Below are 26906 nucleotides of genomic sequence, written 5' to 3' on the forward strand. Positions count from 1 at the left end.
AATTCCAATAAAGAAAGAACGATGAACGCTCTCTCCTTATTGGAATCAGACAAACAGGCAGCTTAAGCAATACCCGATCCATTAGGCATCCCCTGTGGTGCTTCAACAATCGACAAATGACCTTCTGTATCTTCAGCCGACAGGATCATGCCTTGGCTGATTTCACCACGCATTTTTCTCGGTTTAAGGTTGGCGACAATGACGACTTTTTTGCCGACTAGCTCATCAGGTTCCGGATAAAAGGCCGCAACGCCCGACAGGATTTGACGGTGTCCGCCGACATCTCCAGCATCCAGACGGAATTTCAATAGTTTATCTGCATTCTCGACTTTGCTGACAGATATAACTTCAGCAACCTTCAGCTCTATTTTATCAAAATCATCGTATTTAATGGCTTTATCCTTTACCGATGTCAGCTCTGTATCTTCAGGATCAAAACTGACCTCTTCAGCTTCTTCACTGGCACTGCCCTGTGTATCGGCCATCCAGCTTTGAATCTCTGCCACTTCAGCTTTCACATCTAGGCGGGGGAAAATCGGCTGCCCTTTGGACGCAACCTTGCGATTTTCAGGGAACTGGCCAAATGTCACCTTGTCGAAGGACAAATCACCTGCCTCTAAGCCAAGCTGATCAGCCATAGCCGTTGCTGTATGCAGCAGGATCGGCTGAAGCAAGACTGCCACAACCCGCAGACTTTCTGCGAGATGAAGCATAACGCTCTGCAGCTGTTCTTTATTGTCTTCATCCTTCGCTAGCATCCAAGGCGTGGTTTCATCGATATACTTGTTTGTACGGGAAACGAGTTTCCAGACTGACTGAAGAGCGGAACTGAACTGCATCTGCTCCATATTCTGCTCGTACTCAGTGACTGTTTCCAGTGCCTGTAGCCTGAGCGACTCGTCAAAAGCCGTGACATCTCCCTTGTATTCAGGAATGTCTCCCTTGAAATACTTGTTCATCATAGCAACCGTACGGTTGAGCAGATTACCCAGGTCATTCGCCAGATCATAATTGATCCGAGATACAAAATCCTCAGGGGTAAAGACACCGTCACTGCCGAACGTTACTTCTCTCATTAGATAGTAGCGAACCGCGTCGACGCCGTAACGCTCAACCAGTTTTTCAGGATAAATGACATTCCCTTTGGATTTAGACATTTTTCCGTCTTTCATCAGCAGCCAGCCATGGCCAAAAACCTGCTCAGGCAATGGAAGATCTAAAGCCATCAGCAGAATCGGCCAGTAGATAGTATGGAAGCGGACGATTTCCTTACCAACCATGTGCACATCGGCCGGCCAGTATTTTCTGAAAGCCTCCGGCTGCTGGTCAAAGCCTCCTAGGTCAGGATCATAACCTAGAGCCGTAATGTAGTTGGTCAAAGCGTCTATCCAGACATAGACTACGTGCTTGGGATTAGACGGGACTGATACGCCCCAGTCAAAGGTCGTCCGGGAGACTGCCAGATCTTCCAGTCCCGGCTTGATAAAGTTATTGACCATTTCTTTTTTACGGGACTCGGGCTGAATAAATTCCGGATGCTCCTCATAGTACTGCAGCAGGCGATCTGCATATTTGCTCATGCGGAAAAAGTAAGATTCTTCCTTGACCCATTCGACTTCATGTCCACTCGGTGCGATCCCGCCAGTAATATTGCCGTCAGCATCTTTAAAGACCTCTGTCAGCTGGGTCTCCGTAAAGAATTCTTCATCGGAAACTGAATACCAGCCGGCATAGTCTCCGAGATAGATATCTCCCTGATCCAGAAGCTTTTCAAATATTTTAGCTACAACCGTTTTGTGTTCCGGCTGCGTTGTCCGGATAAACTGGTCATTAGAGATATCCAGCGTTTTCCAGAGCGACTGGATCCCTTCCGCCATTTCATCGACATACTGCTGCGGTGTCTGATTTTTTTCGAGCGCTTTCTTCTCAATCTTCTGACCATGCTCGTCTGTCCCAGTCAGGTAAAAAGTATCGAACCCTTTCAGGCGCTTGTACCTGGCCAGCACATCACAGGCAATGGTTGTATACGCATTGCCGATATGCAGGTTTCCACTTGGGTAATAAATAGGGGTAGTTATATAAAATGCATTTGCTTCAGACAACTGCATGTCCTCCTTTTGTCATTTGCTCGCTCATTCACTCTTTAAAAGCGAAAGTCATACTGCCTTATTATAGCACAGCTTGAATAGTCTAAAAAGTTCAGCTTCCTTCTCAGATGATATTAAAATGCTTAAGTGCCTTGTGAATGCCATCCTCATGCACAGATTCAGCGACATGATCAGCAATTTCCTTGATTTCATCCCAGCCGTTGCCCATGGCGACTCCCACTTCAACATACTGCAGCATTTCCAGATCATTGGGACTGTCCCCGAAACCAAAAGTCTGGCTCTGCTCATAGCCGTTAACTTCCAGAAACTTCTGAATCCCGACTGCCTTGGAAATCCCTTGGCTGATGACGTCCACGGTATAAGTATTGGACCGGGCAAAATGCAGATCTTTGAATTCTTCTTTGTAAGCTTTCTCTTCGTCTATCGTTGTTTCCAGTATCACCTGATAAATCGGCTTCCCGGCATATTTATTGGGATTAGGTGGCTTGCGGATTAGCCGTTTGAATAGAGACAGCTGCATATGACCGGGTACGATTTTCCCGATCCCCTTAAGGATTGTCCATACTGAGCTACGCTTGGCCAAGGAAACGATTGAGTTGCTATAAATATCCTTGCCCCCACACAAAATAATTCCATTACTGCGCTCAACAGCCTTGGCCGTCAGCCGGTCGACCGTCTGCTTGTCAATCGGGTTATGAAAAATCACATCGCCTTTATGCACGACCAGCTGGCCGTTCATTGCAATGTAGCTGTCAATTTCAAGTTCCTTTCGGATTTCTTCGATAAGAAGCGGTGCTCTGCCGGTTGCAATAACCGGGATGTGTCCGTTAGTCTTGAGTTTGCGGATTGCTTCTTTGGTAGACTGTGGGATCGTATTATATTTTGTTACCAATGTTCCGTCAATGTCAAAAAACACTATTTTTGTCATGTAAACTGCTCACACTCTTTTCCACATATTTGTTATTGTATCATGATTCGCTTCTTGCATATATGAAAAAGGAAAGAAATCCAAACCGGGTTCATCGGCATATAAGCCGATGAACGCAATTTTTATTCTTCCCCTTTTCTGTTATTCAGTTAGTCGGTTGACATCAACTGTCAGGCTACGTCATCAGGGTTTGCCCAGACGATTTCACTGATAGCATCCATCAGATCCGGATCCAGATCCAGTGCCAAGAGGGCACTGATCACACGGGCACTGGTCTTCCCTTTGACGATTGTATGATAAACCTTCTCTTTCAGACTGGCTGGCAACTGTGCCCGGTCAAGAAAGCTGAAAAGTTCTGCATGCATGTCATTTTTCTTCACTTTTACACCTTTAAAATTAATAGTGTACGTCGTGTCAATCGGCTGTTCAGGAATGACAAGCCGGGTCTCCTTGCCGTCTTTTGAAATCTCATAGTCCAGGATTTGATCATTAGCGTATACTTCAGGCATATCCTGACACTTAAAGCCGACCAGAGACAGGTTGAACTGGCGCTTGTCAGGCAGAACATCGGTATTGCCTTCCGGAGCCTGGATATGCAAAACAGCCCACTGATCAACATATTCATTCCATTTAAAGGACAGTTTAGTTGTGACTTGCTCGCTTCCCTGCCCCAGTCCGTCATCTTCATAAAGAGAGAAGCTGCCGTCTTCTCCAGCATATACCTTAATTTCCATCGCTGCAGGATTGTCAGTATGATTACGGTGGTTCTGGTCAAGCGGCAAGATCCCCCCAGCTTTTACAAAGACCGGGAAAGTCGACAGCGGACGGAAAACATCAATCATCCGGTCTCCTTCATACAGTCGGTTATTGAAAAAGTCATACCACTTGCCTTCAGGCAACCAGACTTTGACTTTACCCAGACGCAAGTCGGTTATTGTCGGTGAAGTGATGGGTGCAACAATCATTTGAGTACCAAAATAATACTGATTCGGCACATCATAGGCTTCTTCTTTCCACGGATAATGATAATACATCGGACGGACAAGTGGATAATCATCCACATGATTGAGCACATTCATCGTATAAAGGTAAGGAATCATCCGATGTCTCAGGCGCATGAAATCTGTTACAATGCGTTCAGCCTTCTGTCCGTACCGCCATGGCGCCTTGCCGCTAAATTCCCCGTCTTGACTGTGCAAACGGTGAATCGGCGAGAAAACACCAAACTGGACCCAGCGGACAAACAGCTCATTGTCCTTGACGCCCCCCATGTGCCCGCCGATATCATGACTCCACCAGCTGTAGCCAACATTGGAAGCTGTCGATGTAAAGTAAGGCTGGAAATCAAGCGAATCCCAGGTCGCTGCCGTATCTCCTGAAAAGCCAATTGGATAACGATGAGATCCTAGTCCTGCATAGCGAGAAAAAATCAATGGACGATTGCCATTTCGGCCGTGGTCCAGGAAATGATAGTGGTTCAACATCCACAAAGGATCCAGACCTTCCACTTTTGTGACACTTCCCTGCTGCCAGTCAATCCACCAGAAATCTACACCCGACTCTTCGTGTGGATGATGCAGGTACTTGAAGTAGGCATCCAGAAAGTCCGGATTAGCAATATCAAATTCGATTGGATCATCATTTTCATAATCGACGCCTAGTTCCTTGGCCATCGGTTCATACATTTCTTCATAAGGCTGCACACCATTCGCCGGGTGCAGATTGAGCGTTGTCCGCAAACCGTGATCGCTTAGCCACTGCAGAAATCCTTCCGGCTCGGGAAACAGCTCCTTGTTCCACGTATAGCCGGTCCAACCAGAACCGTATTCAGATGGCACATCAGTCACATGCCAGTCCATGTCGATTACAGCAACAGAAAGTGGAATCCCTCTTTTTTCAAATTCAGTCATCAGTTCAATATAGCCTGACTGGGAGTACGCATAATACCGGCTCCACCAGTTCCCCAGTGCATAGCGCGGCAGCAGGGGAGTCTTTCCGGTCAGGTAGTGATAGTCTTTCAACGTACCCAAATAGTCCCTTCCGTAACCCAAGAAGTACATATCGGTCAGTTCACGGTCACTTTCGCGTTTCTCTACCCAACCGTCTTCCGTAAGCGTCATGGACTGGCTGTCATCAATAACGGCGTAGCCGTTCTTGCTCATCAGACCTTCATTCAGTTCAATCGATCCATCTACAAAGTCAAGGGTACGGGCTGTCCCTTTGAGAGTATCAGGACGATCGCCAAAATACCAGGTGCTGTGATACAGGCTGTAATTACCGATTGCTTCTATATTTAGATTATGTTTGGTAAAGCCGCCCTCTTCCTTATAAAACATCAGGTGGACATGAGAAGTGATGATTTCAATATATTCGTCTGTATCTTTCAAATCGAAGTCAGGTGTCGGAAAATTCCGGTTCAGAATTGTCTGAGTCGCTTCATCTTCAAATAAGCCATCCGGATGATACTCCAGACGGATCATTGCCGGTGTAAGGACAGTGAACCGGTAGTTTTCCCATCTGATCACCGATTCCTCAGGTGCTTGAGGATGTGTTTCAAGTTTAAATGTCTCTTTTCTCTTTTTAACCAAACTCAATCATCCTTTCGTGTAATGCATATGTATATATTATCACACCGATAAAGAAGTGACACAGATAAGCGTTATTTATTTCCACCCGGGGACTTCAAAAGCCTTAATCAGATAGACGACATTTGGGAAAGCTGACATTTTGATTGTGTTTGACTATTATCTACGCGTCACTTATAATGACGGATATAATAACAGAGTGATGAACAGGCGCAGTAGTCTGGCTGATTTATTTATAGAGAGCAGGTGGCTGGTGAAAACCTGTATGATCAGACAAGACGAATTACACCTTGGAGCTGCCTTCACAGGCGCGACCCGGCGTTATGGGTATAAGCGAAGCAGTTTTACTGCTTTAATTTGGGTGGTACCACGGCACTGTTCGTCCCGACAGAAAGCACAGCTTTCTGCGGGTCTTTTTTTATGCAAGCTAAGCGTCATAGGGTTTACAGCAGACGTTGTCCTGCTGCAACCTCAACCACTAAGGTGTGCACGGCCAAAGAGACAAATAAAAAAGGAGAATCAGCATGAATATATTAGATGAACTGGAGTGGCGCGGAGCCATCAACCAGCAGACAGACGAAGAAGGATTAAAGGCACTGACTCAGGAAAAGAGTGTTGCCTTATACTGTGGGATTGATCCGTCAGGCGACAGCATGCACGTGGGACACTTAATCCCTTTCATGATCCTGAAACGCTTCCAGCTAGCCGGCCACAAACCGGTCATTTTGATTGGCGGCGGGACCGGCTCGATTGGTGATCCAAGCGGACGTCATTCTGAACGCGTCCTGCAGACCATGGATCAGATCCAAGCTAATGCCGATAAACTGAGCAAGCAGATGCGTAAACTGTTTCAAGCCGGTTCGGACGAGTCCGGCATCAGGCTGGTCAACAACTATGACTGGCTGAGTGGCTTGTCTTTTCTCGACTTTCTGCGGGATTACGGTAAGGAGTTCAACATCAATACTATGCTGGCCAAGGATGTCGTCTCTAGCCGTCTGGATACGGGCATTTCCTTTACAGAATTCAGCTACCAGATCATCCAGTCGGTCGACTTCCTGCACCTTTTCCAAAATGAAGAGGTACAGCTGCAAATCGGCGGATCTGATCAGTGGGGCAATATTACTGCCGGCCTGGACCTTATCCGTAAAAAAGAAGGCTCAGCAGCCAAAGCTTTCGGCCTCACCATCCCACTGCTTCTCAAGGCAGACGGCAGCAAATTTGGTAAATCGGCAGACGGAGCTATCTGGCTGGATCCGGAAAAGACGACTCCCTATGAGTTTTACCAGTTCTGGTTCAACCAGGATGACCGTGATGTCGTCAAATACCTTAAATACTTTACTTTCTTGTCTAAAGATGAAATCGATGCTCTAGAAGAACAGGTCAAAAATGAGCCACACAAACGTGCAGCTCAAAAAGCTTTGGCAGAAGAAATGACCCGCTTTGTTCACAGCCAGGAGGCACTCGACGAGGCCATTATGATTTCCCAGGCCCTGTTCTCAGGCGACATACAGCAGTTGACTGCAGACCAGATTGCTTCGACTTTCAAAGATGTTCCGTCATCCGAAGCGGCCAAAGGTGAACACAACCTGGTCGAATTCCTAGTCGATTTGACCGGCATCGAACCGTCCAGGCGGCAAGCCCGCGAAGACATCAAAAATGGCGCTATTAGACTGAAAGGAATCCAGATCAAAGATGTGGAGCATACAGTCAGTGAAGCTGACAGCTACGACAACCGCTTCATCATTGTCCGAAAAGGGAAAAAGAAATACTTCTTGGTCAACTTAGCCTAAAGCCTTTCTATAGAAAAACCGCCGGTCTCCTTAAGGAGACCGGCGGTTTTTTACAAGCAGAGACTTTAACCTGCTGCTCTTTTCTATTTCCTCAGTTGAAGAGTCCTCGAATGGCTTCCCATAACTGACGGAAGAAATTGCCGACCTGATCAATGAGGCCGCTGTCTTCAGCCTGCTGCCAAGCATCGCCGAAACGGTCGCGCAGGTTTCCGGACAGCTGTTCCAGCTGCTGTCTGACCTGATCTGAATCGATTGCTCCCGTCTGCTGGTAACGCTCGAAGAATGCCAATAGCCGGTCGATTTGATCTTGAGATATTAGCGTCTGCAAGTCATTATTGGCCAAAGCATTATTAATGATTTCTTCGATCTCTTCGCGTGTAGCCAGTTCGCCCTGGCGTTCTCGTAGTTCTGCCAGCTGTTGTTTGATTTCAACCATCGCCTGATCTAGGCGGGTCGATTCAAATTCTTCATCATCCGCATTTTCCTGAGCAATCTGATTGGTTGTTTCCAGCTCTTCCTGAGCTACTTCCATGCGATCCTGATCCAGATCCTCACCATTGACATCAAACGCCTTATAAATTCCTGTTAGCGCACTTTCCCCCGTAACCGGACGGATACTAGCCACCATAATCGTCGCATCCTCCACACCAGCTGTGATGGCAGCATTGGTGTATTGCTCTTCCGTGATTTGAGTGATATTGTCCGGTGTCTCATTGATCACGGTGACCCCTTCACCTTCATTTTCCCGCTGAACCAGTACAGATGAAATCATGCTAGCCGTACTACCTGACCCTCTGCCCAGGTAATTCTGCAGGTCTTCTCCCGTCACGCCCACACGGGCAACATTGTTCATATCATCGATACCCAGCAGATCTGCAGTTTCACTGATTTGTGCCTCGTTCAAGCCGCCTCCATGGACAAAAGTCGGCAACCCCCAGGCTTCGTTGACCACGCTGGTATCGATCCCTTCAGATGCCTGGACTCCTTGAACAACGGTACCAGACAGCAGTCCAGCAGCCAGCCCGGACAGCATCAATTGTTTAAACCATTTTCTCATGTTATTTTCGCTCCTTTAATATATCAGACAGTATTTTACATAAAGATCTTTTTACAGTATACCACCCTCCAAAGCTTTTGCCTACATAGCTGAAAGCCTGGATAGGCTAAACCGGTCAAGGTCAGCACAAAAAACGCCCGGCCAGAAGGCCGGACGTCTGTATTCACATGTCTTCAGCTGGTCTTTACTATGGGTTTTTACAGTTTATTCAGTGCTTCTTCAATCGTATCGTCACCCGTTACCAGGTCAAATACTTTTCTGTAGGTCGTATCTTTTTCAAGACTGTCAGCAATCACCTGAGCTACATCTATTCGTGGAATAGAAAATTTCTTTGGCTTGGCCGTGTCAGCACCTGCTGCCACTTTTTTAATGGCATCCTTGTTTTCCAAATTTCCAGGCCGCACAATCGTATAGTTCAGACCGGAATTTTTGAGCCACTCGTCTGCATAATATTTAGCGGCAAAGTACGGTTTCATATCCTTGACCCACTGTCTACGGTTATCTGAACGGAAAGCTCCGACCATGACAAAGCGGTCGATTCCACTGGCTTTAGCTGCTTCAACCGTTTTGACCGCACCATCCAAGTCAATCATAAGCGTCTTGTCATAGCCTGTTCCTCCTCCGGATCCGGCAGTAAAGACAACGGCATCGATATCTTTCATACGTTTCTTGATTGCTTCCACTGACTCTTCTAAGTCCCCAAGCCTGGCTTCTACTCCCTTGTCTTCGAAATAGTTAACCTGCTCTTCTTTCCTTACAAAGGCCACCGGCTTATGTTTGCCTTCTTTTTTCAAAATGTCAATCAGGTGCTTACCTATCTGTCCATTTGCGCCAACGATCAGTACATTCATTCAACTCACTCCTTATAAGGTTGGGTACTCTTTTACCATAGCAGATTCGTTTTTTTTCTTCCAAAGATACGCTTACTTTTTAAAGTTCCCTTAAGCCGCTTTAAACGACAATCTGTTCATCATCTGTCTGAATTGCAATCGGCTCACCTTCCAGCCGCTCATAATGAGCAGTATCAGGGGTCAGCTTCACTCTAATCAGCCGGCCTCGGAATTTCAGAGAAAAAGACAGACTGGACCAGGCTTTCGGACAACGAGGTGAAAAGGTCAGTTTGCCGTCGTGCAGCCGCATACCAGCAAAACCCTGGACCAAGCTCAACCAAGTCCCGCCCATATTGGCTGCATGGACGCCATCTTTTGTATTGGCCTGGAGATCAGTAATATCCATCAAAGCGGTATCCATAAAGTACTCATAGGCTTTTTCGTCCTTGCCGATTCGGCTGGCCATCATCCCAAATACTGAGCGGGACAGAGAAGAGTCGTGAGTCGTCACCTGTTCATAATAGTCAAAGTCTCTTGCTTTCTGCTCTTCGGAAAAATCATCCAGAAAGAGGAACTGTGCCAGAACAGTATCTGCTTGCTTGCATACCTGGTGGCGGTAGATGGTCAGCGGGTGGTAATGTAAAAGCAGAGGATACTTGTCCTCTGGCGTTCCTTCAAAATCCCAGACTGCCTTGTGGAAAAAACTGTCGTCCTGCATGGTCAGCCGGTGTTTCTCGTCATATGGCAGACACATCAGCTCAGCAGCGCGCTCCCATAACCTCTGTTCCTCTTCACTGACATCAAGCTGTTTAAGACTGCTGTCTGTTCTGTTCTCGGCCCGCTTTATGAGCTCAAGAGCATACAGCAGATTTTTTTTCGCCATATAGTTTGTATAAAAATTATTATTGACGATGGCCGTATACTCATCAGGCCCTGTCACATCATTTAGTACAAAGGCACCCTTTTGCTGATCATCAAAGTGTCCCCAACGGACCCAGAAACGAGCCGTTTCAACCAAGATTTCCAGACCTTCCTTTACCATGAACCGCTCGTCACCCGTTATCTGACCGTAGGAATAAACAGCATGGGCAATATCAGCATTGATATGAATCTGTGCGGTCCCAGCCGGATAGTAGGGACTAGCCTCCTCGCCGTTAATGGTCCGCCAGGCAAAAAGAGCCCCCTTATCGATGCCCATGATCCGTGCACGCTCACGAGCCTGAGGCAGGATACTGTGCCGGTAGGAAAGTAGGGCCCGGGCAATCTCTGGCTGAGTATACAGAAAGAAAGGCAGCATATACAGCTCTGTGTCCCAGAAATAATGCCCTTCATAGCCCTCCCCAGTCAGTCCTTTGGCAGACATGTTCCGCTTCCCGTCTCGTCCGGCTGCCTGATTTAAATGGAACAAATTAAAACGAATCCCCAATTGAAGGGCAGGATCCCCTTCAATTTGGATATCACTGGTCTCCCAGAAAGACTGCATCCTGTATATATGTGCTGATTTCAGCTTATCGTACCCTTCTGAATCAACCCTTTCGAGCGTCTCCTCCAGCTGCCTTGACTGGTTTATTACGGCCTGATCGTTTGTAAAAAAAGAACTGTAAGCTGTAAACCGGTCGATCCTTACTGGCTCGCCGGCTTTGGTCCAAAAAGACAGGGCGGTCTGGTTCCCGTAACTGGACAAAGCGGCTTTGCTTTTATCCGTTTGAATGACACTGCCAACCAGGGCATGTAAGTCGGATTCCTGTGTCTTGATGTGCAGCAGCAGGATTGGTGAACGAGAGAGCCGTTGAGAAGTGAAGCGCCGGCGAGTCTGTTCTTTTTTTCGAGGATCCAAATCTTCTGCCTGTTCTTCGCCAGCTGCTTTACCCATAGCTTCAAGATCATCCAGTTCAAAGGTTACTCGAACTTCATGCCCTGAGGTATCTGGAACTAAGGTCATCCTCTGTGCAAGGATTTCCGGATAATCATAGGAGACAAAACGTTCGATGGTTATATCGAGCTTAACTCCTTCCCGTGTCTCCCACTGGAAACTCCGGGTTAGGATCCCCTCCTTTAAATCAAGCACACGTTCGTGATCACTGACATTCGCTGACTTTAAATCGAACACTTCATCGGCTGTACGAAGCTCCATCCACTTGCCATCAGGAACAGGAATAGTGGTCTGGTGGTGTGTAGCGTAACCGTATGCCCATTCTCCGTAGCTGATTGGGTCTGTATCATAATAGCCATTGATCAGGGTACTTCTACTGTAACTATACTCCGGTGTCCGGTGTACTTCCTCCAGGCTTCCCCGCGTTCCAAAGTGGCCATTGGATAAAGCAAAAAGGGTTTCGTTCTGTCGAATCACAGCGGGATCATTCCCAGTTTCCCTCAGTATCCAGGGGGTGCCGTTTTGAATCAGTTCATGCATGCGCTATCACCTTTCTTTCTTTTTTTATATTTTGGCAATAACGATCCCGTAATGCAAGGGAAAGCGCTGCCTGTAAAAAGGGAGCACAGATAGCAGCAGAAAAAAACTGGGGCTGACTCTTGTCCTCAGGACTGCTCCTAGGACTGTAATTTTTTGATGTCTGTTTTTTCTCTGGAAAAGCTGAGCACATAAAAACCGCCAATTCAGGATCCAGACACCTGTATTGACGGCTTATAAAATAACTGATCGAACCGAAACCCGCTCAGGCCGGCCTGGATTGTGAGCGACACGTACAGAGTGGACGCTGTAGAGGTGAAGGGGGCAGCTGAATGGTGTCTGCTCTAGCGCACCCCGCCACCTCCACCACCAACGGCTCCTCCGCCGCCACCTACTGAAGCCGAGCCGCTAAAACCGCTGGCGGAAGACTGGCCGCTGTTCACATATCCGCTGTGCATGCTTGAAGAGAAGGTATGCAGACCGCTATAGCTGAAAAAGTAATGCGGCAGCACTTCCTCGTCCTGCCATTCGGGCATCAAGGTATCCAGTCTGCTAATGACTTCCTCTTCCTTTCCGAACAGACTAGCCCAGATGAGAAAGGACTCTTCGGGAATAAGCTGTCTATAACTTAATTCCTTATTTTTTTTCAGTGCTGAAAGATGCTGGTCGAACTGAGTGAGCCGGTCATAAAGACGCTGACCTTTTTTCGTGATCCCCACATAAGGCAGGCGCATCCAAATAAATGAAAGGGTCTCCTCTGTAATGTAATGTTCTGCTGCCAGATAGTCCATTGAGTCTTTCTCAAGTTGCTGCTCGATTGCCGTGATTTGATCTGCCTGCTTCTCTGCCCACTTTTTCATTTCCTTATTGCTTAAGTGCTGCTGTTCATTGGATGCTTCAAGCAAACTAGACCAGAGTGTCTGTTCAACAGTAGACTGGCGAATAGCCTTTTTCTGCAGTTGGTTGAAGGATTCAGGAAGAAATACAAGTCGGGGCTGTTTTCTTTTTCCTTCCACTTCATCTATTCTTAAGCAGCCTTCTTTGGCCCATTTAAGCAGAAAGGCACTAAAGTAATGTTCGAAGCCGCCTTTACCCAGTTGTTTCAACAAGAAAGCTATATCTGTCATTTCTCCATCCTTATATGGGATTTCTGTATAATACATGCCTTTGTTACGCTTATCTTGCTCATACTTGTTGGGCATTTTGCCTGCTTCCTTTTTCAGTGACTCAATTTTGATCAGCACACCAAATAAAGTCAGAAGCAGCGTAACAGCACCGCCGACTATCAGCGCAATCATACTTGTAGCGATACCGCTGCCTCCCCCTCTACCCGGATCTTCCTGTGCTTCATTCACTACCTGCTCCATCGTTCGGTCCTGGTAGAAGGAGGTCAGAAAAGGCACATCGAGAAATTGGACCAGGACTGTAAACCGCTGGTCGGCGTACAGTGGCTCCTCGCTGTAGGCCAGCACTTCGCCTTCAGACCATTCGACTCGTCCATCGTAACCAAAGCCCCATATTCGTGTACTTTCCCCATCAAGAGAAAAAGGACCACGGATGCTGACTGCCATTTCCTCAGGCGGCAATGTCCCGTAAGTATTAAAATCCCAGTGCATGGACTGCCCATCATGTAACTGAGTAACCACATTTGAGACTACATAGGTCAGCGTGTACTGATTCCGGCCGTAATCTCCTATGCCCCACACCAATTCCACACCATCTTCCCTGTCCAGTATAGTATAATGACCCTCTTTTTCTTCTCTGGACTCCAAGCTGTCCCAGTCAGATATTTCGGTCATTCCTTCAACATGAAAATCAATCACCTCTATACCCATTTTCTCTTCTATGTAGATAAACAGCTCAGTTCCTTCTTCAAGGCTTACGTCACGGTGCTCCACAATAATGGCTGTCCCGTTCTCCAAAAGCTCCATGTCAACTGTCAACTCATGCAACTCACTGCCCGAAGCCTCTACTGGCTGAATACCAGCCAGACTTATAAACAGAAGTATCCCCGCCCAAATCCCTATTATCCTTTTCATATTTCACTCCCCCTAGTGATCTTTATCCCAGTATATACAAGACAAAAGAGAAAAAACACAGTCTTCCGACCGATTTTTTCTCTAAAGGGTGATTTTATTTAATTATTATGAATAAATAAATATCAGCTGTATATAAAATACATTATTGTATCAGTTGCTCCAGTTACCCGGGCTCCACAAGGTGCCATCGAGTTCTCCTTGAAGCTGCTCCTTGCGGATTTCCTGCTCCCTGATAATTTCAGCAGCTGCTTGCATCAAGGCTTTTTGCTTGTAATCCTGGCTGGCGTGAAAGAGCCGGTCCAGTTCAGTCACTACCCATTCCTGTTCATCCATGGTTATCGTCTCCTTCTTGTTAGTCGTGAAAATTGTCAATATGCATGCGCAACTCATCCAGTTCCATCCGGTTGTCTTCAATCTGGTCAATGGTCTGGTTGATAATAAATTCAGCATTATCCATTTTTAGAGTGTCTATTGCAGTGGTCTTCAATTCCTCAATCATCCATTTTTCTCTCGTTTTTAGAGAGTCCGGACGTTTGAGTGTCACATACTGCTGATAACGGACGAGCAGCCGCCTTTTTTCCTGTTCAGACTGGTAGGCGAACTGGAAAATAGACAGCGGCCGGATAAAACTCATTTTCGTTTTACGTGCCAGCGCTTGATATGGCTTAGTCAGTTCACTGATACTGTACCCTTCCTGTCCTCCCGTCTGGTACTCTTTTTCTGCGATGCCGATGGAGAGCACCAAGCCAAGCTCCTTACCTGCCAGCTTGTCCCCTCTGTAGCCGAAGGCAAAATGTTCGGTCAGCACCTCGTCCTGCCATTTTTTGAGGAGTGGCGGCGATGAGTACCAGTAAAACGGGAACTGAAACAAAATCCGGTCATGCTTTTTCAGCAACGCTTGTTCATAAGCACTGTCGATTTTGCCATCCGGGTAAGTCTTTTCCAATATATGCACGGTTACATTTGTGCGCATCGTATCCGATATCGACTGGATCAGAAACTGCTGACTGGATGACTGATCCACCTCCGGATGACTGATAATGATTAATGTTTTCACAGTCATTCTCCTTCTATTCGAACTTTATAGTATAAGTATAGCAAAACGAGGAAAGAAATGTGAATGATTAGAAGCAGACAATGAAAACGTGTACAATAAAGGTGTATGAGCGCTATATAATACTTTCAAACAAGGAGGAATATACGTATGAAAAAAATCATCAACCAGCCCGATCAGGTCGTGGATCAGATGCTTGACGGACTAAGTTTTGCTTATGACTCTATTGTCATGCGACTCCCACAAACGACCGTCATTGCCCGCAAGTATCAGAAAAATGGTAAAGTAGGTCTAGTCAGTGGAGGCGGCAGTGGGCACGAACCCAGCCATGCCGGCTTTGTCGGCCGAGGTATGCTTTCTGCCGCTGTCTGCGGCCAGGTCTTCACTTCTCCTACACCTGACCAGATACTGGAAGGCATAAAAGCAGCAGATGAAGGAGCCGGTGTCTTTTTGATCATCAAAAATTATACCGGCGACGTGCTAAATTTCGAAATGGCCAAAGATCTGGCGGAACTCGAGGATATCACTGTTGATTTTATTGTTGTCGATGACGATATTGCCGTAGAAGACAGCACCTTTACGACGGGAAGGCGCGGCGTAGCCGGCACTGTGTTTATGCATAAAATACTGGGATCGGCTGCAGAGGCTGGCGCATCTCTTGAGGAAATTAAGCGCTTGGCTAATCAGGTTAACGAGCAACTTTTCTCGATTGGTCTGGCCCTATCCCCTGCTACCAATCCGGAGGTCGGCAAACCAGGCTTTGAACTGGGAGACAAGGAAATTGAATTTGGTATTGGCATACACGGCGAGCCTGGTTACCGGCGGGAAGCTCTCCAGCCTTCACACGAACTGGCAGAAGAGTTTGTAACCAAACTGAAAAAGGAGGCCGGCTGGCAGGCGGGAGATAGACTGGCGCTGCTGGTCAATGGCATGGGCGCGACTCCACTAATGGAACAATTTGTATTTATGAATGACGTGAAGCAACTGCTAGTCGATCAGGAACAGCTTGAGTTGTCCTTCATAAAAGTCGGCGATTACATGACTGCCATAGATATGGCAGGACTGTCCTTGACACTGCTGAAGCTTACTGATGAACGCTGGCTTGACCATCTGAATAGTGCAGTTGATGTGATCGGCTGGTAGGTAGAAAGGAGAAAGCAATGGCGACGATAGAGCAATGGCTTGAGGCGCTTCTTCACTTTTGCGAGGAAATCCCTCAACACAAAGACCAACTCAATCAACTGGATTCAGCTATCGGAGACGGCGATCACGGTAGTAATATGACTCGCGGTGTGCAGGCCGTCAAGGATAAGCTGGACACAAGCAGTTACAGTGAATTGACTGACTTATTCAAGGACATAGGCATGACTCTAGTCAGTAAGGTTGGCGGAGCTAGCGGCCCTTTGTACGGATCAGCATTTATTTCCATGGCTAAAACAGCCACGGAATCCAGTGATCCCACAGCTTTAATGGCAGCCGGCCTTGAGGGCATTAAAAAAAGAGGCAGAGCTGAACCGGGCGAAAAAACCATGATTGATGTCTGGCAGCCTTTGGTTGATAAACTGCACGCCGGTCAGCTGACCCAGGAAGCAGTCAGCGAAGCCTTCCAGAACACTAAGGAGATGAAAGCAAGTAAGGGACGGGCCTCTTACCTTGGTGACCGGTCGATTGGGCATTTGGATCCTGGCGCACAGTCCAGTGCCTACCTATTCGACTGCTTGATGAAGGCAGGTGTGCTGAATGAATAAACAGGCAGCACTTCTTTTAGTGTCACATGTTGAAGGGATTGCTGAAGGACTGAAGGAGCTGCTGATTCAAGTCGCTACAGACGTCACCATCATTACAGCCGGTGGACTGGATGACGGGTCGGTCGGGACCAGTTTTGACCGGATCAGTGCAGCAATCACAGACTGTGAAAGTAATACAATCTGGTGCTTTTATGACCTTGGCAGTGCCAAAATGAACCTGGAGATAGCTGCAGAAACAACAGATAAAGAGGTAATGATCCTTGATGCAGCCTTTGTTGAAGGTGCCTATACAGCGGCTTCACTTCTACAGGCAGAAGTGAAGCTGGATGAAATCATGCAACAACTCTCTCCTTTAATGGTTAAAAATTGAACACTTTAAAAGCCGGAACAGATGTTCCGGCTTTTTTCATATTGACCTGCTCCAACTGTATCCACTACACAGTCCCTTCGCACGATCCTGACCACTATGTTTTAATTTAAGGACAGAACGTTTTGTACCCGGTCTCTTTCAGCCAAGCAACGATGTATTCCACCGATTCACCAACAGAAAGCTGAGTTGTGTCAAGACGAGTATAATGCACGCCAGGAAGCTCTTTTTCCACTTCTTTGGGGAGGGAACGCAGTCTGTGTTTGTTCATGCTTGACAGCAATTCCTGGGTCGAAAACTCGGTGTTGCGTTTGGATGGTTTCATCTTCAGGCGGTAATCACTGGTATTTCGTCTGAGGCGTTCATTCAGATCAGCTTCCAACTCAATAAAATAAACTGCTCCACCTGCCTCATGAAACATACTGGACCATTCTCTGAGCGTATCAAATTCGCCTTCCAGATTAAAACCTACCACTACAGTAAAGATAATCCCTCCCACTGTATTACTTTCAGGCGAAGAGGTAAAAGCTTTAAATAAATCGAGACGAACTTGTTCAGACAGACGAAAAGTGTCCGGGCCGTAGCCAATAAACCGGGCAAAGAGATCAATCGTTTCATGATTAAAAAGTAGGCGGGCATCTATCTTGTCTTCCAGAGCCTTTCCGACGGTCATTTTGCCTACAGCCTGGGGGCCGACAATAAGAATCAGTTCCATTTAAAGCGCTCCTTTTTCTTCGTTATCAGATTGCTGCTTCAAATTTAAAAACAGGGCATACAGCTCTTTATGTCTGCGCTTGAGAGAAAGCGGACGATAATTTTCTTTATCTAAAAATGCATGCGCAGATTCCCCAACAGCCCTCACTTCTCCGGACTCTGCATCCACTACTGAGTAGTGAAGAGTCATTTTCACACCTGTAAAAACGCCTACAGAAATCTCAATCTGCACCGACTCCCCAAAGCGAACCATACTTTTGTAGTCCGCCTGCACGGACAAAACCGGTATCAGTATACCGGCTGCCTCCATCTCATGGTAACCGAAGCCCATTTCATCAAGTAAATGTGTCCGGGCCTCTTCAAACCAGCGGATATAATTGGAATGATGTACAATCTGCATCTGATCGGTTTCGTAATACTGGACTTTATGTAAATGTGGTGTCATTTTGTGACCTTCTTTCATCTGAAATCTATTAACTGCTTTTTAGTGTAGCACACCTTCTTGAATTTATGGTAAACTCATGAAGAGCACTTGTGTATAATATCACTATTTCGATCTAAGGAGGACAATCATGAATAAGCAAATTGGTGCCATTATTGGCTGGCTGGCCATTCTGGCTGCCATTATTGGCATGTTCTGGCAGACGACTATTATGGCAGGGGCAGCTATCATTCTCGGTACTGCAGGCTTTTTTCTTAAGGCAGACACAACTCGCATGAGCATCACCGCAATCGGCATTGCACTCATTGCCATCCTGTTTGACTCCGTTTCCTACTGAAACACACGTTTAAACTGTCCAAGGGTCCGCTAAGCGCTTGAGCTTTCTTGTGAACAATCTGCAGAAGAAGACACGTTTCCTATTACCTTGTCAGCTACAGCGATAGGAATACAAAGACCGGTTCTATCTGCAGGCCCGCAGGTAGAACCGGTCTTTGTTTTTTATTCGCCTTACAATATCATAACGAGGTACAAGAGCGCTCCCAATACTCCACCAATCAGTGGTCCGACAATGGGTATCCAGGAATAAGCCCAGTCTGAACCCCCTTTATTGGCAATAGGCAATATCTGATGGGCAATACGTGGGCCTAAATCACGGGCAGGATTAATCGCATAACCTGTTGTCCCTCCCAGAGACAGGCCAATGGCAACAATGAGCAGACCCACCACCAGCGGATTGAGACCTTCCGTGAATTCTCCTTGCGTAAAAGCCAGTAAGCCAAACACAAGCACAACTGTTGCAATCGTTTCTGATACAAGATTCCACTTGCTTCCTTTAATAGCCGGTCCGGTAGAAAAGACGGCTAGAATGGCAGCCTGATCCTCTGTAGCTTTAAAATGCGGTGCATAGTGCAGCCAGACGAGCACAGCCCCAGTAAATCCTCCGGCAATCTGAGCTATACTGTAGGGAAGCACCAGCTCCCAGCCAATTTCACCCGCCACAGCCATGCCTACGGTAACGGCCGGATTGATATGTGCCGGTGACAGCCAGCCAACAGCATAAACAGCCATGGCCACAGCCAGCCCCCATCCCAGGCCAATCATCACCCAGCCTGTATCGTATGATTTTGTTTTCTTCAACACATTGGCAGCCACTACTCCATCTCCCAAAAGAATCAGGATCAGTGTACCGAAATATTCACCCAACAATTGCTGGAACAAGGTTGTCTCCATTGCCACACTCCCTTTCTCCTATTCGCTCCGGTGTTGTTTCTTTTATTTATTTCAGTGCCGATGTTTCTTTCTTCAGGTCACTTAATGCCGCTTCTTGCATTCGTGCGTTAAGTTCACCTTCCCAATTGTCTCTGGTCTGACTGTCCCATCCCAGTCGCTCGGATAAAATATCCAGCACCGGTTGTTTCAGTTTCTCTATCTGTCTGATATTAAAGAACAGCATGCCTGTCCGACGGTTGAAAAAGTCAGCCGGAGCCAAGACCATTTCATACTTTAAACTGTAGGCTAGCTGAAGGGCCTCTTTTAACGGCAAGTCATAGGTTTTAGCCTCTTCAGACAAGTTGAACAAGTCAGTTACGTTTGAGCCATACCAGTCAGCCAAAAACGCAGCATCCGCTTCTGACAAACCGATTTTTATCCCTTGCTTTGCCTGTTCGCTGACAAAATCAGCGAACGCTGATGGATCTGGAACATCTCCGCCTGACAGCGGGATTATTTTTGTATCCACCTCTTTGAAAGTTTTTCCGTATGTTTCAAACGCCTGATCAATGACTTCGAACGTATCCTCTGCCATTCTGCGGTAATCAGTCAACTTGCCCCCGGCAATCGTGATTAGGCCGTCCTCTTCTGTAAAGACTTCGTGCCCTCTGGAAATGCCTGACGGGTCACTGTTGTCTTCGTCCTGAATCAACGGTCTTAATCCAGCCCAGCTTGATTCGATATCCTTTAGCTTCAAATTAGCTGAAGGGAAACGATGGTTGACCGCCTTTAGAAGATAATCCACGTCTTCTCGTGTAATGCTTGGTTCTTCGTAAGTCCCTTCAAAAGGAGTGTCGGTGGTCCCGAAGTATGTCTTGTCTCCTCTTGGAATAATGAAGAACATACGGTTATCCTGCTGGCCAGTATCTGTATAGATTGTCCGTTTCACCGGCAGCTTGTCATGATCCACGACAAAATGGACTCCCTTGGTCGGAAACATTTTCTTCTCCGTTTCTCTTTTGCCCTGCTTTCGGGTTTCATCAGACCATGGACCGGTGGCATTGACAACCACATCAGCTCTGATTTCAAAAGATTCTCCATTTAGTGTGTTCTGCCCACTGATTCCATTGATCTGGCCGTCTTCGCTGTAATGAAAGGCTTCAGCTTTAACATAATTGACAATCGCCGCACCCATCTCATGGGCTTTCTTGATGGTCTCAATCGTCAGCCTTGCGTCATCGTTCGTATAATCAAGGTAGAAGCCACCTGCTTTCAGCTGTTCACTATTCAAAGCAGGTTCTTCTTCAAGAACGCGGTCATGCTCAACCATGTAATGAGCCCAGGTCTCATCTACTTCTGCCAGATAATCGTACAAATGCAGCGCCACTTCAGCAGAGAAGGTATCGAAAGAAGCTCCTTCCTCATCATATACAGGCATCAGCATGTAATCAGGCTGAGCAATATGAGGTGCATTTCTTCCAATAACATTTCTTTCTCTGGCAACGTCAGCCACGAGCTTGACATCAAACTGCTTGAGGTAGCGCAGTCCTCCGTGAACCAGTTTGGATGAACGGCTGCTTGCACCGGCAGCAAAATCCTGCATCTCTACAAGGGCAACATCGATTCCCCGAGCAGCAGCATGCAGAGCCAGTCCGGCACCCGTCACCCCGCCTCCAATAATCAGCAACTCCCATTGCTTTTGCTGAAGTGTCCTGAGTGTCTTGTCTCTTGTCTCATGTGAAAATTCCATGGTCGTTCAGCCCTCTCATATTTTGAAGATTTTATTTACTTGTCTTTCCTGTCGAATTTCTTTGGCTTAAATTTGAAAGCCTGACTGGCTTTGACTGCTGCCTGCCAGCCTGCATACAGATCTTCTCTCTTTTCTTCATCCATCTTCGGTTTATAGGTAGCGGACTTGTCCCACTTGGCTTTGATCTCATCCATATCCTTGAAAAATCCTGTTGCCAGACCTGCAAGGTAGACAGCACCGAGTGCTGTCGTCTCCATGATTTTCGAGCGCTCAATGGTGACATCCAAAATATCAGACTGGAACTGCATCAAAAAGTCATTCATACTGGCTCCGCCGTCGACACGCATCGTCTCTGTCTTGAGTCCGGCATCCTCATTCATGGCATCTACAACATCCCGAGTCTGATAAGCCAGTGACTCCAGTGTCGCCCGGATAAAGTGTTCCTTTTCTGTTCCTCGAGTCAAACCAAATACAGCTCCACGGGCATCCTGATCCCAGTGCGGCGCACCCAGGCCGGTGAAGGCAGGAACGACATAGACATTATCCGTTGTTTCAACACGGGCAGCGTACTCTTCTGACTGAGGAGAGTCTCTAAACATTCGCAAGCCGTCTCGCAGCCACTGAATGGCTGAGCCTGCAACAAAAATTGCCCCTTCCAGTGCATAATAAACTTCTCCATCGAGACCGTAAGCTAGTGTCGTCAGCAGCCCGTTGTCAGACTGGATTGGTTCTTTTCCGGTATTCATAATAATAAAAGCCCCTGTACCATAGGTATTTTTGACCATTCCTTTATCAAAGGCAGTCTGCCCAAATAAGGCGGCTTGCTGGTCTCCAGCTATACCTGAGATAGGTACTTTAGTTCCTTTAAAAATGGCATCCATGGTCTCACCGAATATACCAGATGACGGTTTCACTTCCGGCAGCAGGACTTCAGGTATGTCTAGCAGTTCAAGTATGTCTTTATCCCATTTTAGATCATATATATTGTACAGCATGGTTCGGCTGGCATTGGAGTAATCTGTCGCATGAACTTCCCCACCCGTCAGCTTCCATAAAAGCCAGGTATCAATTGTGCCAAACAAAAGCTCCCCGTTTTCAGCTCGCTCTCTGGAGCCCTCCACCTCGTCAAGTATCCACTTGATTTTTGTAGCTGAAAAGTAGGAGTCCACGATCAAGCCTGTCTTTTTGTGAATCATTGTCTTATGCCCATCAGCCACTAGCTGATCCGCAATACCGGACGTCTGTTTGGACTGCCAGACAACTGCCGGGTAAATTGGCTCCCCGGTTTCCTTATCCCAAATCACAGTTGTTTCGCGCTGATTGGTAATTCCGATCCCGTCCAACTGCTCTGCCTCGATGCCTGCTTCAATCATTACGTTGGCGATCACCTGTAGAGTTTTGAGCCAGATTTCATTGGCGTTGTGCTCAACCCATCCTGGTTCCGGAAAAGACTGTTCGATTTCCTTTTGCGCACTCCACTTGGGCTCGCCTTCCTTGTCGAAAATGATTGCCCGTGTACTCGTTGTGCCCTGATCAATTGCTAAAATATAATCCGCCATTACTTAACCGACTCCTTCTTCTTATTTTGTAAAGGCTTACCGTCTTTTTTAGTATAGCATCTCCAGACTTTTTAGCTCTAATTAAACGATTGTGATTTAAATTACATGTTGCCATATTAAAGCTGCAGGTAATAAAAGATAAACAGAAACTTCTACTAGAACTGAATAAATGACACATATAGACCATTTGTCACCTGCTTATCAATTGAACGAACGCTTACATAATGATTTAAAAAGTACAAGGCAGATAGACGATACTTCTGATTCTTCAGGCATAACACCCTGTGACTTGGACAAAGACCGCTTACTCTGATTTTGATTTTTTAAAGATAGAGGAGGGAGTGTAAATAGAGGGACAGGGCTCGATTTGAGACTGAACAGCACTTGCCTAAAAATGTCAGATCTTTTTTAACTTCAGGATACCCATTTTGCTGATGTATAATCAGATCCTGCCTTCCCTTCTGTGTTGAGTTGACACCTGCACGTGTTGGCTGATCTGTCTGTATGCTCTTGACCTACCTTTCTAAAACTTTTTTCGCCAGCCTCTCTATTGACATATCATAGCTTGGTCTCAGCCCACACAAAAAGGCAATCCGCAAAAGAGGGATTGCCTTTTTTCAGTGTTTCATTGTTGTCTTTACTGGAATCAGTCGTTCATGATAGCCTGGTTGGCGGTAATGATAGCTGTTTTGTAGACATCCTCTTCCACGCAACCACGCGAAAGGTCAGATACAGGCTTGTTTAGCCCTTGAAGGATTGGTCCAACCGCTTCAAAGTTACCTAGACGCTGGGCCAGTTTGTAGCCAATGTTTCCGGACTGCAGTTCCGGGAAAACGAAGACTGTTGCTTCTCCAGCTACTTTGGATCCGGGTGCTTTCTGCTGAGCAACACTGGAAACAAAGGCAGAGTCGAACTGGAGTTCACCATCGATTTCAAATTCCGGTGCCAGTTCCTGTGCAATTTTTGTAGCATTGCGAACTTTATCGACTTCTGGTGACTTACCTGAACCTTTGGATGAGAAGCTGAGCAAGGCGACCTTTGGATCAATATCAAACATTTGAGCTGTGCGGGCACTTTCTACAGCAATTTCAGCCAAAACTTGCTCATCTGGATTCGGGTTGATGGCACAGTCGGAGAAAAGGTATTTTTCCTGTCCGCGTCCTCTTAGCATGATGAAGGCTCCTGAAGTGCGTGTGACACCCGGACGGGTTTTGATGATTTGAAGAGCCGGACGAACGGTGTCTCCTGTTGAGTGAATCGCTCCGCTGACCAGACCCGCTGCATAGTCCAGATAAACCAGCATCGTACCGAAGTAGTTGACATCTTTCAATTGTTCTCTAGCCTGCTCTTCCGTTGCCTTCCCTTTACGGCGCTCTACAAAAGCCGCAACCATTTCATCATATTTATCGTACGTGGCTGGATCGATGATTTCAATGTCAGATAGGTCATAGCCGTGCGCTTTAGCTTCCTGATTGATTTCTTCAGGATTTCCTAAAAGAACAGGCTCCAAGATGTTTTCGTAGTGCAAGCGCAGTGCCGCTCCCAGAATCCGTTCGTCTGTTGCTTCAGGAAAAACGATTTTCAAATCTTTTCCTTTGATTTTTGCTTTTAAACTGTCAAATAATTCCACTGATTATTCCCTCCAAGGTTTGATTTGTACATACAAGATTATAGCATTTTTCCTTACTTTTTTACAGTCCGACTTCAGATGCTCTCTTCAACTTTTGGGATTTTCAGGCAGCTGCCAGTTTACAGGCTCGTGTCCCATATCTCTTAGCAGCCGGTTCGTCTGTGAGAAAATACCGGATCCAAGGAATCCTCTATAAGCTGAAAGAGGACTGGGGTGACTCGTGGTCAACACAGCATGCCTGCTTTCATCAATCATGGCTTGTTTTGCTTGTGCAGCTTTGCCCCAAAGCAAAAAAACAATCGGCTCTTTTCTAGCATTCAACGCTTCGATAATCTGGTCGGTCAGCTGTTCCCAGCCTTTATTCTGATGCGAGTGGGCTTCGCCTGCTCTCACAGTCAAAACAGTGTTCAAGAGTAGCACACCCTGTTTGGCCCAACTTTTTAAGTAGCCATGTCTGACCGAACGCACACCAAGATCCTGCTCTAGTTCCTTATAAATATTTTTTAAAGACGGTGGAAGCTTCACGTCAGGCCGGACAGAAAAACTTAGTCCATGTGCCTGATTTTTTCCATGATAAGGATCTTGTCCAAGAATTACCACCTTTACGTCCTTATACGGAGTCCACTCAAAAGCCTGCCATATATGTTCAAGTGCCGGATACACTGTGTACCGGCTATACTCCTCTTTTAAAAAAGCTTTGAGTTCCTCGTAGTAAGGGTGTCGGCTGGCCTCTTCAAGGATCGGTTGCCAGTCGTTATTGACAGGTATTGACATCAGATCTTCCTTTCTATTTTATCCGTATGTTTATTTTTAAATGGATCTGTTTTTAAACGTCCATTTGTCTATCAGTTTATATTTCTGCTTCTATGTTTGTGGCTGTTGGTATTCTTTACTTACTTCCAGGAGGTCCACTGTTTCTTTTCTCTTGTTTTTTGGTAGACTGGTATCAAAAGACTGATGAACCACTAAAGGAGACGAATCACATGATCAAATTGATAGTATCGGATATGGACGGTACGCTGCTCAATGAGAATATGGAAATCACCGACGCCAGTGCGTCAGCCATCAAGCGAGCCCAGGAGCGCGGCATTCATTTTGCAATCGCCACGGGTCGAGATTATCCCATGGCTGCACCGCTCTTAAAAGAACACAATATCATCTGTCCCCTCATTGCACAAAACGGGGGTCAGTATTTTGACGGAACCGGTCAGAACATATACAATATCGGACTGGAAAAGAAAACAGTTCGGGAGCTTCTGTCTGTTTTTTCTCAGCACGATGATCTGCATGAGGAGCTGATGACCTCTAAAGGTGTCTTTTCCGATAACCAGGATCAGCGGGAGGAAATGCTGGCCAGTATGCTTTCGGATATGAACCCGGACATCACCTTTGAACAAGCTGTTGATATTGCTCAACAACGTGTGGAGGAAATGCCAATCACTTTTGTGGATAACTATGCCGATGTCATCGACGACCAGAGCACGGTTATTTTCAAAGTATCTGTGCACAGTAAGAAAGGAAAAGAGCTCCTGCTTCCACTTAAGGAGAAGCTTAATGCTCAAATCAAGAACCTTTCCGTTACCGCTTCGAGCGAGAGGAACCTGGAAATCAATCATTTGGGAGCCCAAAAAGGGCTAGCTGTCGCTCGACTGGCCCGCAGGCTGAATCTGAAAGCCAACCAAGTCATGACACTTGGAGACAATATCAATGACCTCTCCATGCTAGAATGGGCCAAGTATTCGGTTGCCATGAAAAATGCTGTCCCTGAGGCTAAAAAAGCAGCCCGACTTGAAACGGCCAGTAACCGTGAAAATGGCGTTGCGGAGATGATTACTAAAGTGTTGAATGGTAAGATTTACCAGCAGGACCGCTAAGCCTTACTGCATATTTCATAAGAATACCGAGCCGGGCACTGGCCAGTTGTGAGCTGACCGGTGCCCGGTCTTTTTATAGCTCCAACAGGCGTATCTCGTCCAGCCTTCATTTAACTGAATGAACGGAGCTCATGCGCTGTCAGTCCCGCTGTGTATCAGCAGATTTCTGAGCTTTCATAATCTGTACAAACCGGTGCATAAACTGCGCCGTGTATCCCCATAAATACTGATCAGGCAGGCGGTAAAAAGGAATCAGCTGCCGTGCCGACATCCACTTATGCCGCTGACCGTTGGCAATCAGATCAAAAGGAAAGTCCTCTTTATGTTCAACTTTCATTTTGACGGCATGGTATTCGGGCTGCAGGTTCAGCAGCCGCTCAAGCGGAAGAGTGAAGACTTCGCTTACTTCTTCATTCGGCTGAATCTCATCAATGCTTTCGACGGACAGTTTACCGACAAAGCACCGGATCACATGTGAATGAGCAGCGATAAAATCGATTTCCCCTATAATTTTAATCCGGTCAGGCTTCACATTAAGCTCTTCACTCGTTTCTCTCACCGCTGCTTCTTCGTAGGTCTCTCCTACTTCAACTGCCCCTCCTGGAAAAGACGTTTCATTCGGCTGCGATACCGATCGGCTTCTTTTTTCAAAAAGGACATTCATTTGGCCATCAGTTTCAACCAGCGGTAGCAGGACAGCAAATTGCTTCTGCTGCCCAAGCTGCTTCGGGTCATATTCTTTTAAGGCTTTTTCTATTTCTTTCCACATGCTACATGCACCAGCTATCTTATGAATTTTTAGTATCTTTTTC

23 protein-coding genes and 1 other annotated feature are annotated in these 26906 nt (G+C 46.6%); of the genes, 6 read left to right on the forward strand and 17 right to left on the reverse strand.

Annotated elements, in window-relative coordinates; translation table 11 throughout:
* Positions 1-62: 62 nt before the first annotated feature.
* The 3 genes from metG to ADIAL_RS05270 all read right to left on the reverse strand — a co-directional run bounded on the left by metG (position 63) and on the right by ADIAL_RS05270 (position 5624).
* A complete protein-coding gene (gene metG, locus ADIAL_RS05260) occupies positions 63-2102 on the reverse strand; it encodes a methionine--tRNA ligase (protein ID WP_034300922.1) in 2040 nt (679 codons plus the stop codon).
* A 109-nt stretch (positions 2103-2211) separates the two neighbouring features.
* Positions 2212-3036 (reverse strand): Cof-type HAD-IIB family hydrolase, encoded by an 825-nt coding sequence (locus tag ADIAL_RS05265; RefSeq protein ID WP_034300924.1) that lies wholly within the window; start codon positions 3034-3036, stop codon positions 2212-2214.
* Between the two features lie 170 nt (positions 3037-3206).
* On the reverse strand, positions 3207-5624 hold the full coding sequence (locus ADIAL_RS05270; protein ID WP_034300926.1) for a glycoside hydrolase family 31 protein: 2418 nt from the start codon (positions 5622-5624) through the stop codon (positions 3207-3209).
* Positions 5625-5814: 190 nt separating this feature from the next.
* Positions 5815-6011 (forward strand) — a binding site (T-box leader).
* Between the two features lie 134 nt (positions 6012-6145).
* Here ADIAL_RS05270 and tyrS point away from each other — a divergent pair.
* Positions 6146-7411, forward strand: a complete 1266-nt coding sequence (gene tyrS, locus ADIAL_RS05280) for a tyrosine--tRNA ligase (protein WP_034300932.1) — start codon at positions 6146-6148, stop codon at positions 7409-7411.
* A 91-nt stretch (positions 7412-7502) separates the two neighbouring features.
* On the opposite strand, the gene ADIAL_RS05285 is transcribed toward tyrS, so the two are convergent.
* The 6 genes from ADIAL_RS05285 to ADIAL_RS05310 form a co-directional block, all read right to left on the reverse strand.
* Positions 7503-8468, reverse strand: coding sequence for a DUF1002 domain-containing protein (locus ADIAL_RS05285; protein ID WP_034300934.1), 966 nt, complete (start codon positions 8466-8468; stop codon positions 7503-7505).
* Between the two features lie 197 nt (positions 8469-8665).
* Positions 8666-9319, reverse strand: a complete 654-nt coding sequence (locus tag ADIAL_RS05290; RefSeq protein WP_034300937.1) for an SDR family oxidoreductase — start codon at positions 9317-9319, stop codon at positions 8666-8668.
* A gap of 100 nt (positions 9320-9419) precedes the next feature.
* Complete coding sequence (locus ADIAL_RS05295; RefSeq protein WP_051503737.1) at positions 9420-11711, reverse strand: glycoside hydrolase family 65 protein; 2292 nt, start codon at positions 11709-11711, stop codon at positions 9420-9422.
* 341 nt (positions 11712-12052) lie between these two features.
* Positions 12053-13747 (reverse strand): DUF2207 domain-containing protein, encoded by a 1695-nt coding sequence (locus tag ADIAL_RS05300; RefSeq protein ID WP_034300939.1) that lies wholly within the window; start codon positions 13745-13747, stop codon positions 12053-12055.
* Positions 13748-13897: 150 nt separating this feature from the next.
* A complete protein-coding gene (locus tag ADIAL_RS05305) occupies positions 13898-14080 on the reverse strand; it encodes a hypothetical protein (RefSeq protein WP_034300941.1) in 183 nt (60 codons plus the stop codon).
* 19 nt (positions 14081-14099) lie between these two features.
* Complete coding sequence (locus ADIAL_RS05310) at positions 14100-14804, reverse strand: NAD(P)H-dependent oxidoreductase (RefSeq protein WP_034300943.1); 705 nt, start codon at positions 14802-14804, stop codon at positions 14100-14102.
* A gap of 147 nt (positions 14805-14951) precedes the next feature.
* On the opposite strand from ADIAL_RS05310, the gene dhaK reads away from it, so the two are divergent.
* The 3 genes from dhaK to dhaM are packed head-to-tail and all read left to right on the forward strand — an operon-like array spanning position 14952 to position 16919.
* A complete protein-coding gene (gene dhaK / locus ADIAL_RS05315) occupies positions 14952-15944 on the forward strand; it encodes a dihydroxyacetone kinase subunit DhaK (RefSeq protein ID WP_034300945.1) in 993 nt (330 codons plus the stop codon).
* Positions 15945-15961: 17 nt separating this feature from the next.
* Positions 15962-16549 carry a dihydroxyacetone kinase subunit DhaL gene (gene dhaL, locus ADIAL_RS05320; RefSeq protein WP_034300947.1) on the forward strand — a complete coding sequence of 196 codons (588 nt, stop codon included), beginning with the start codon at positions 15962-15964 and terminating at the stop codon, positions 16547-16549.
* Positions 16542-16919: a dihydroxyacetone kinase phosphoryl donor subunit DhaM gene (gene dhaM / locus ADIAL_RS05325; protein WP_034300949.1), complete on the forward strand. Its 378-nt coding sequence runs from the start codon at positions 16542-16544 to the stop codon at positions 16917-16919. The genes dhaL and dhaM overlap by 8 nt, the downstream gene beginning before the upstream one ends.
* 106 nt (positions 16920-17025) lie before the next feature.
* On the opposite strand, the gene ADIAL_RS05330 is transcribed toward dhaM, so the two are convergent.
* Both ADIAL_RS05330 and ADIAL_RS05335 read right to left on the reverse strand, forming a co-directional pair.
* Positions 17026-17631 (reverse strand): hypothetical protein, encoded by a 606-nt coding sequence (locus ADIAL_RS05330; RefSeq protein WP_051503738.1) that lies wholly within the window; start codon positions 17629-17631, stop codon positions 17026-17028.
* Positions 17632-18075, reverse strand: coding sequence for an acyl-CoA thioesterase (locus ADIAL_RS05335; protein ID WP_155849181.1), 444 nt, complete (start codon positions 18073-18075; stop codon positions 17632-17634).
* Positions 18076-18202: 127 nt separating this feature from the next.
* Between ADIAL_RS05335 and ADIAL_RS05340 the strand changes: the two genes are divergently transcribed.
* A complete protein-coding gene (locus ADIAL_RS05340) occupies positions 18203-18409 on the forward strand; it encodes a hypothetical protein (RefSeq protein ID WP_034300954.1) in 207 nt (68 codons plus the stop codon).
* Positions 18410-18579: 170 nt separating this feature from the next.
* Here the strand turns inward: ADIAL_RS05340 and ADIAL_RS05345 are convergent, their stop codons facing one another.
* From ADIAL_RS05345 to ADIAL_RS05365, 5 genes are all read right to left on the reverse strand, one after another.
* Complete coding sequence (locus tag ADIAL_RS05345) at positions 18580-19302, reverse strand: MIP/aquaporin family protein (RefSeq protein WP_034301006.1); 723 nt, start codon at positions 19300-19302, stop codon at positions 18580-18582.
* A 46-nt stretch (positions 19303-19348) separates the two neighbouring features.
* On the reverse strand, positions 19349-21031 hold the full coding sequence (locus tag ADIAL_RS05350) for an FAD-dependent oxidoreductase (RefSeq protein WP_034300957.1): 1683 nt from the start codon (positions 21029-21031) through the stop codon (positions 19349-19351).
* 35 nt (positions 21032-21066) lie between these two features.
* Entirely contained in the window at positions 21067-22590 is a 1524-nt protein-coding gene (glpK, locus tag ADIAL_RS05355; RefSeq protein WP_034300960.1) for a glycerol kinase GlpK, read from the reverse strand.
* 646 nt (positions 22591-23236) lie between these two features.
* On the reverse strand, positions 23237-24220 hold the full coding sequence (gene pta, locus ADIAL_RS05360; protein WP_034300962.1) for a phosphate acetyltransferase: 984 nt from the start codon (positions 24218-24220) through the stop codon (positions 23237-23239).
* 87 nt (positions 24221-24307) lie between these two features.
* Positions 24308-24994 (reverse strand): uracil-DNA glycosylase, encoded by a 687-nt coding sequence (locus ADIAL_RS05365; protein ID WP_034300965.1) that lies wholly within the window; start codon positions 24992-24994, stop codon positions 24308-24310.
* Positions 24995-25203: 209 nt separating this feature from the next.
* Here ADIAL_RS05365 and ADIAL_RS05370 point away from each other — a divergent pair, with 209 nt between their 5' ends.
* Positions 25204-26094: a Cof-type HAD-IIB family hydrolase gene (locus ADIAL_RS05370; RefSeq protein ID WP_034300967.1), complete on the forward strand. Its 891-nt coding sequence runs from the start codon at positions 25204-25206 to the stop codon at positions 26092-26094.
* Positions 26095-26233: 139 nt separating this feature from the next.
* On the opposite strand, the gene ADIAL_RS05375 is transcribed toward ADIAL_RS05370, so the two are convergent.
* Positions 26234-26863 (reverse strand): NUDIX hydrolase, encoded by a 630-nt coding sequence (locus ADIAL_RS05375; RefSeq protein ID WP_034300970.1) that lies wholly within the window; start codon positions 26861-26863, stop codon positions 26234-26236.
* Between the last annotated feature and the right edge of the window lie 43 nt (positions 26864-26906).

This window comes from Alkalibacterium sp. AK22 (assembly GCF_000585255.1).
Lineage (GTDB): Bacteria > Bacillota > Bacilli > Lactobacillales > Carnobacteriaceae_A > Alkalibacterium.

What these genes read in the sequence shown, in the direction of transcription:
- ADIAL_RS05265 (WP_034300924.1), bottom strand. Translation starts at nt 3,036, where the DNA reads ATGACAAAAATAGTGTTTTTTGACATTGACGGAACATTGGTAACAAAA.
- tyrS (WP_034300932.1), top strand. Translation starts at nt 6,146, where the DNA reads ATGAATATATTAGATGAACTGGAGTGGCGCGGAGCCATCAACCAGCAG.
- ADIAL_RS05285 (WP_034300934.1), bottom strand. Translation starts at nt 8,468, where the DNA reads ATGAGAAAATGGTTTAAACAATTGATGCTGTCCGGGCTGGCTGCTGGA.
- ADIAL_RS05290 (WP_034300937.1), bottom strand. Translation starts at nt 9,319, where the DNA reads ATGAATGTACTGATCGTTGGCGCAAATGGACAGATAGGTAAGCACCTG.
- ADIAL_RS05295 (WP_051503737.1), bottom strand. Translation starts at nt 11,711, where the DNA reads ATGCATGAACTGATTCAAAACGGCACCCCCTGGATACTGAGGGAAACT.
- ADIAL_RS05300 (WP_034300939.1), bottom strand. Translation starts at nt 13,747, where the DNA reads ATGAAAAGGATAATAGGGATTTGGGCGGGGATACTTCTGTTTATAAGT.
- ADIAL_RS05305 (WP_034300941.1), bottom strand. Translation starts at nt 14,080, where the DNA reads ATGGATGAACAGGAATGGGTAGTGACTGAACTGGACCGGCTCTTTCAC.
- dhaK (WP_034300945.1), top strand. Translation starts at nt 14,952, where the DNA reads ATGAAAAAAATCATCAACCAGCCCGATCAGGTCGTGGATCAGATGCTT.
- dhaL (WP_034300947.1), top strand. Translation starts at nt 15,962, where the DNA reads ATGGCGACGATAGAGCAATGGCTTGAGGCGCTTCTTCACTTTTGCGAG.
- dhaM (WP_034300949.1), top strand. Translation starts at nt 16,542, where the DNA reads ATGAATAAACAGGCAGCACTTCTTTTAGTGTCACATGTTGAAGGGATT.
- ADIAL_RS05330 (WP_051503738.1), bottom strand. Translation starts at nt 17,631, where the DNA reads ATGGAACTGATTCTTATTGTCGGCCCCCAGGCTGTAGGCAAAATGACC.
- ADIAL_RS05335 (WP_155849181.1), bottom strand. Translation starts at nt 18,075, where the DNA reads ATGACACCACATTTACATAAAGTCCAGTATTACGAAACCGATCAGATG.
- ADIAL_RS05340 (WP_034300954.1), top strand. Translation starts at nt 18,203, where the DNA reads ATGAATAAGCAAATTGGTGCCATTATTGGCTGGCTGGCCATTCTGGCT.
- ADIAL_RS05345 (WP_034301006.1), bottom strand. Translation starts at nt 19,302, where the DNA reads ATGGAGACAACCTTGTTCCAGCAATTGTTGGGTGAATATTTCGGTACA.
- ADIAL_RS05350 (WP_034300957.1), bottom strand. Translation starts at nt 21,031, where the DNA reads ATGGAATTTTCACATGAGACAAGAGACAAGACACTCAGGACACTTCAG.
- glpK (WP_034300960.1), bottom strand. Translation starts at nt 22,590, where the DNA reads ATGGCGGATTATATTTTAGCAATTGATCAGGGCACAACGAGTACACGG.
- ADIAL_RS05365 (WP_034300965.1), bottom strand. Translation starts at nt 24,994, where the DNA reads ATGTCAATACCTGTCAATAACGACTGGCAACCGATCCTTGAAGAGGCC.
- ADIAL_RS05370 (WP_034300967.1), top strand. Translation starts at nt 25,204, where the DNA reads ATGATCAAATTGATAGTATCGGATATGGACGGTACGCTGCTCAATGAG.
- ADIAL_RS05375 (WP_034300970.1), bottom strand. Translation starts at nt 26,863, where the DNA reads ATGTGGAAAGAAATAGAAAAAGCCTTAAAAGAATATGACCCGAAGCAG.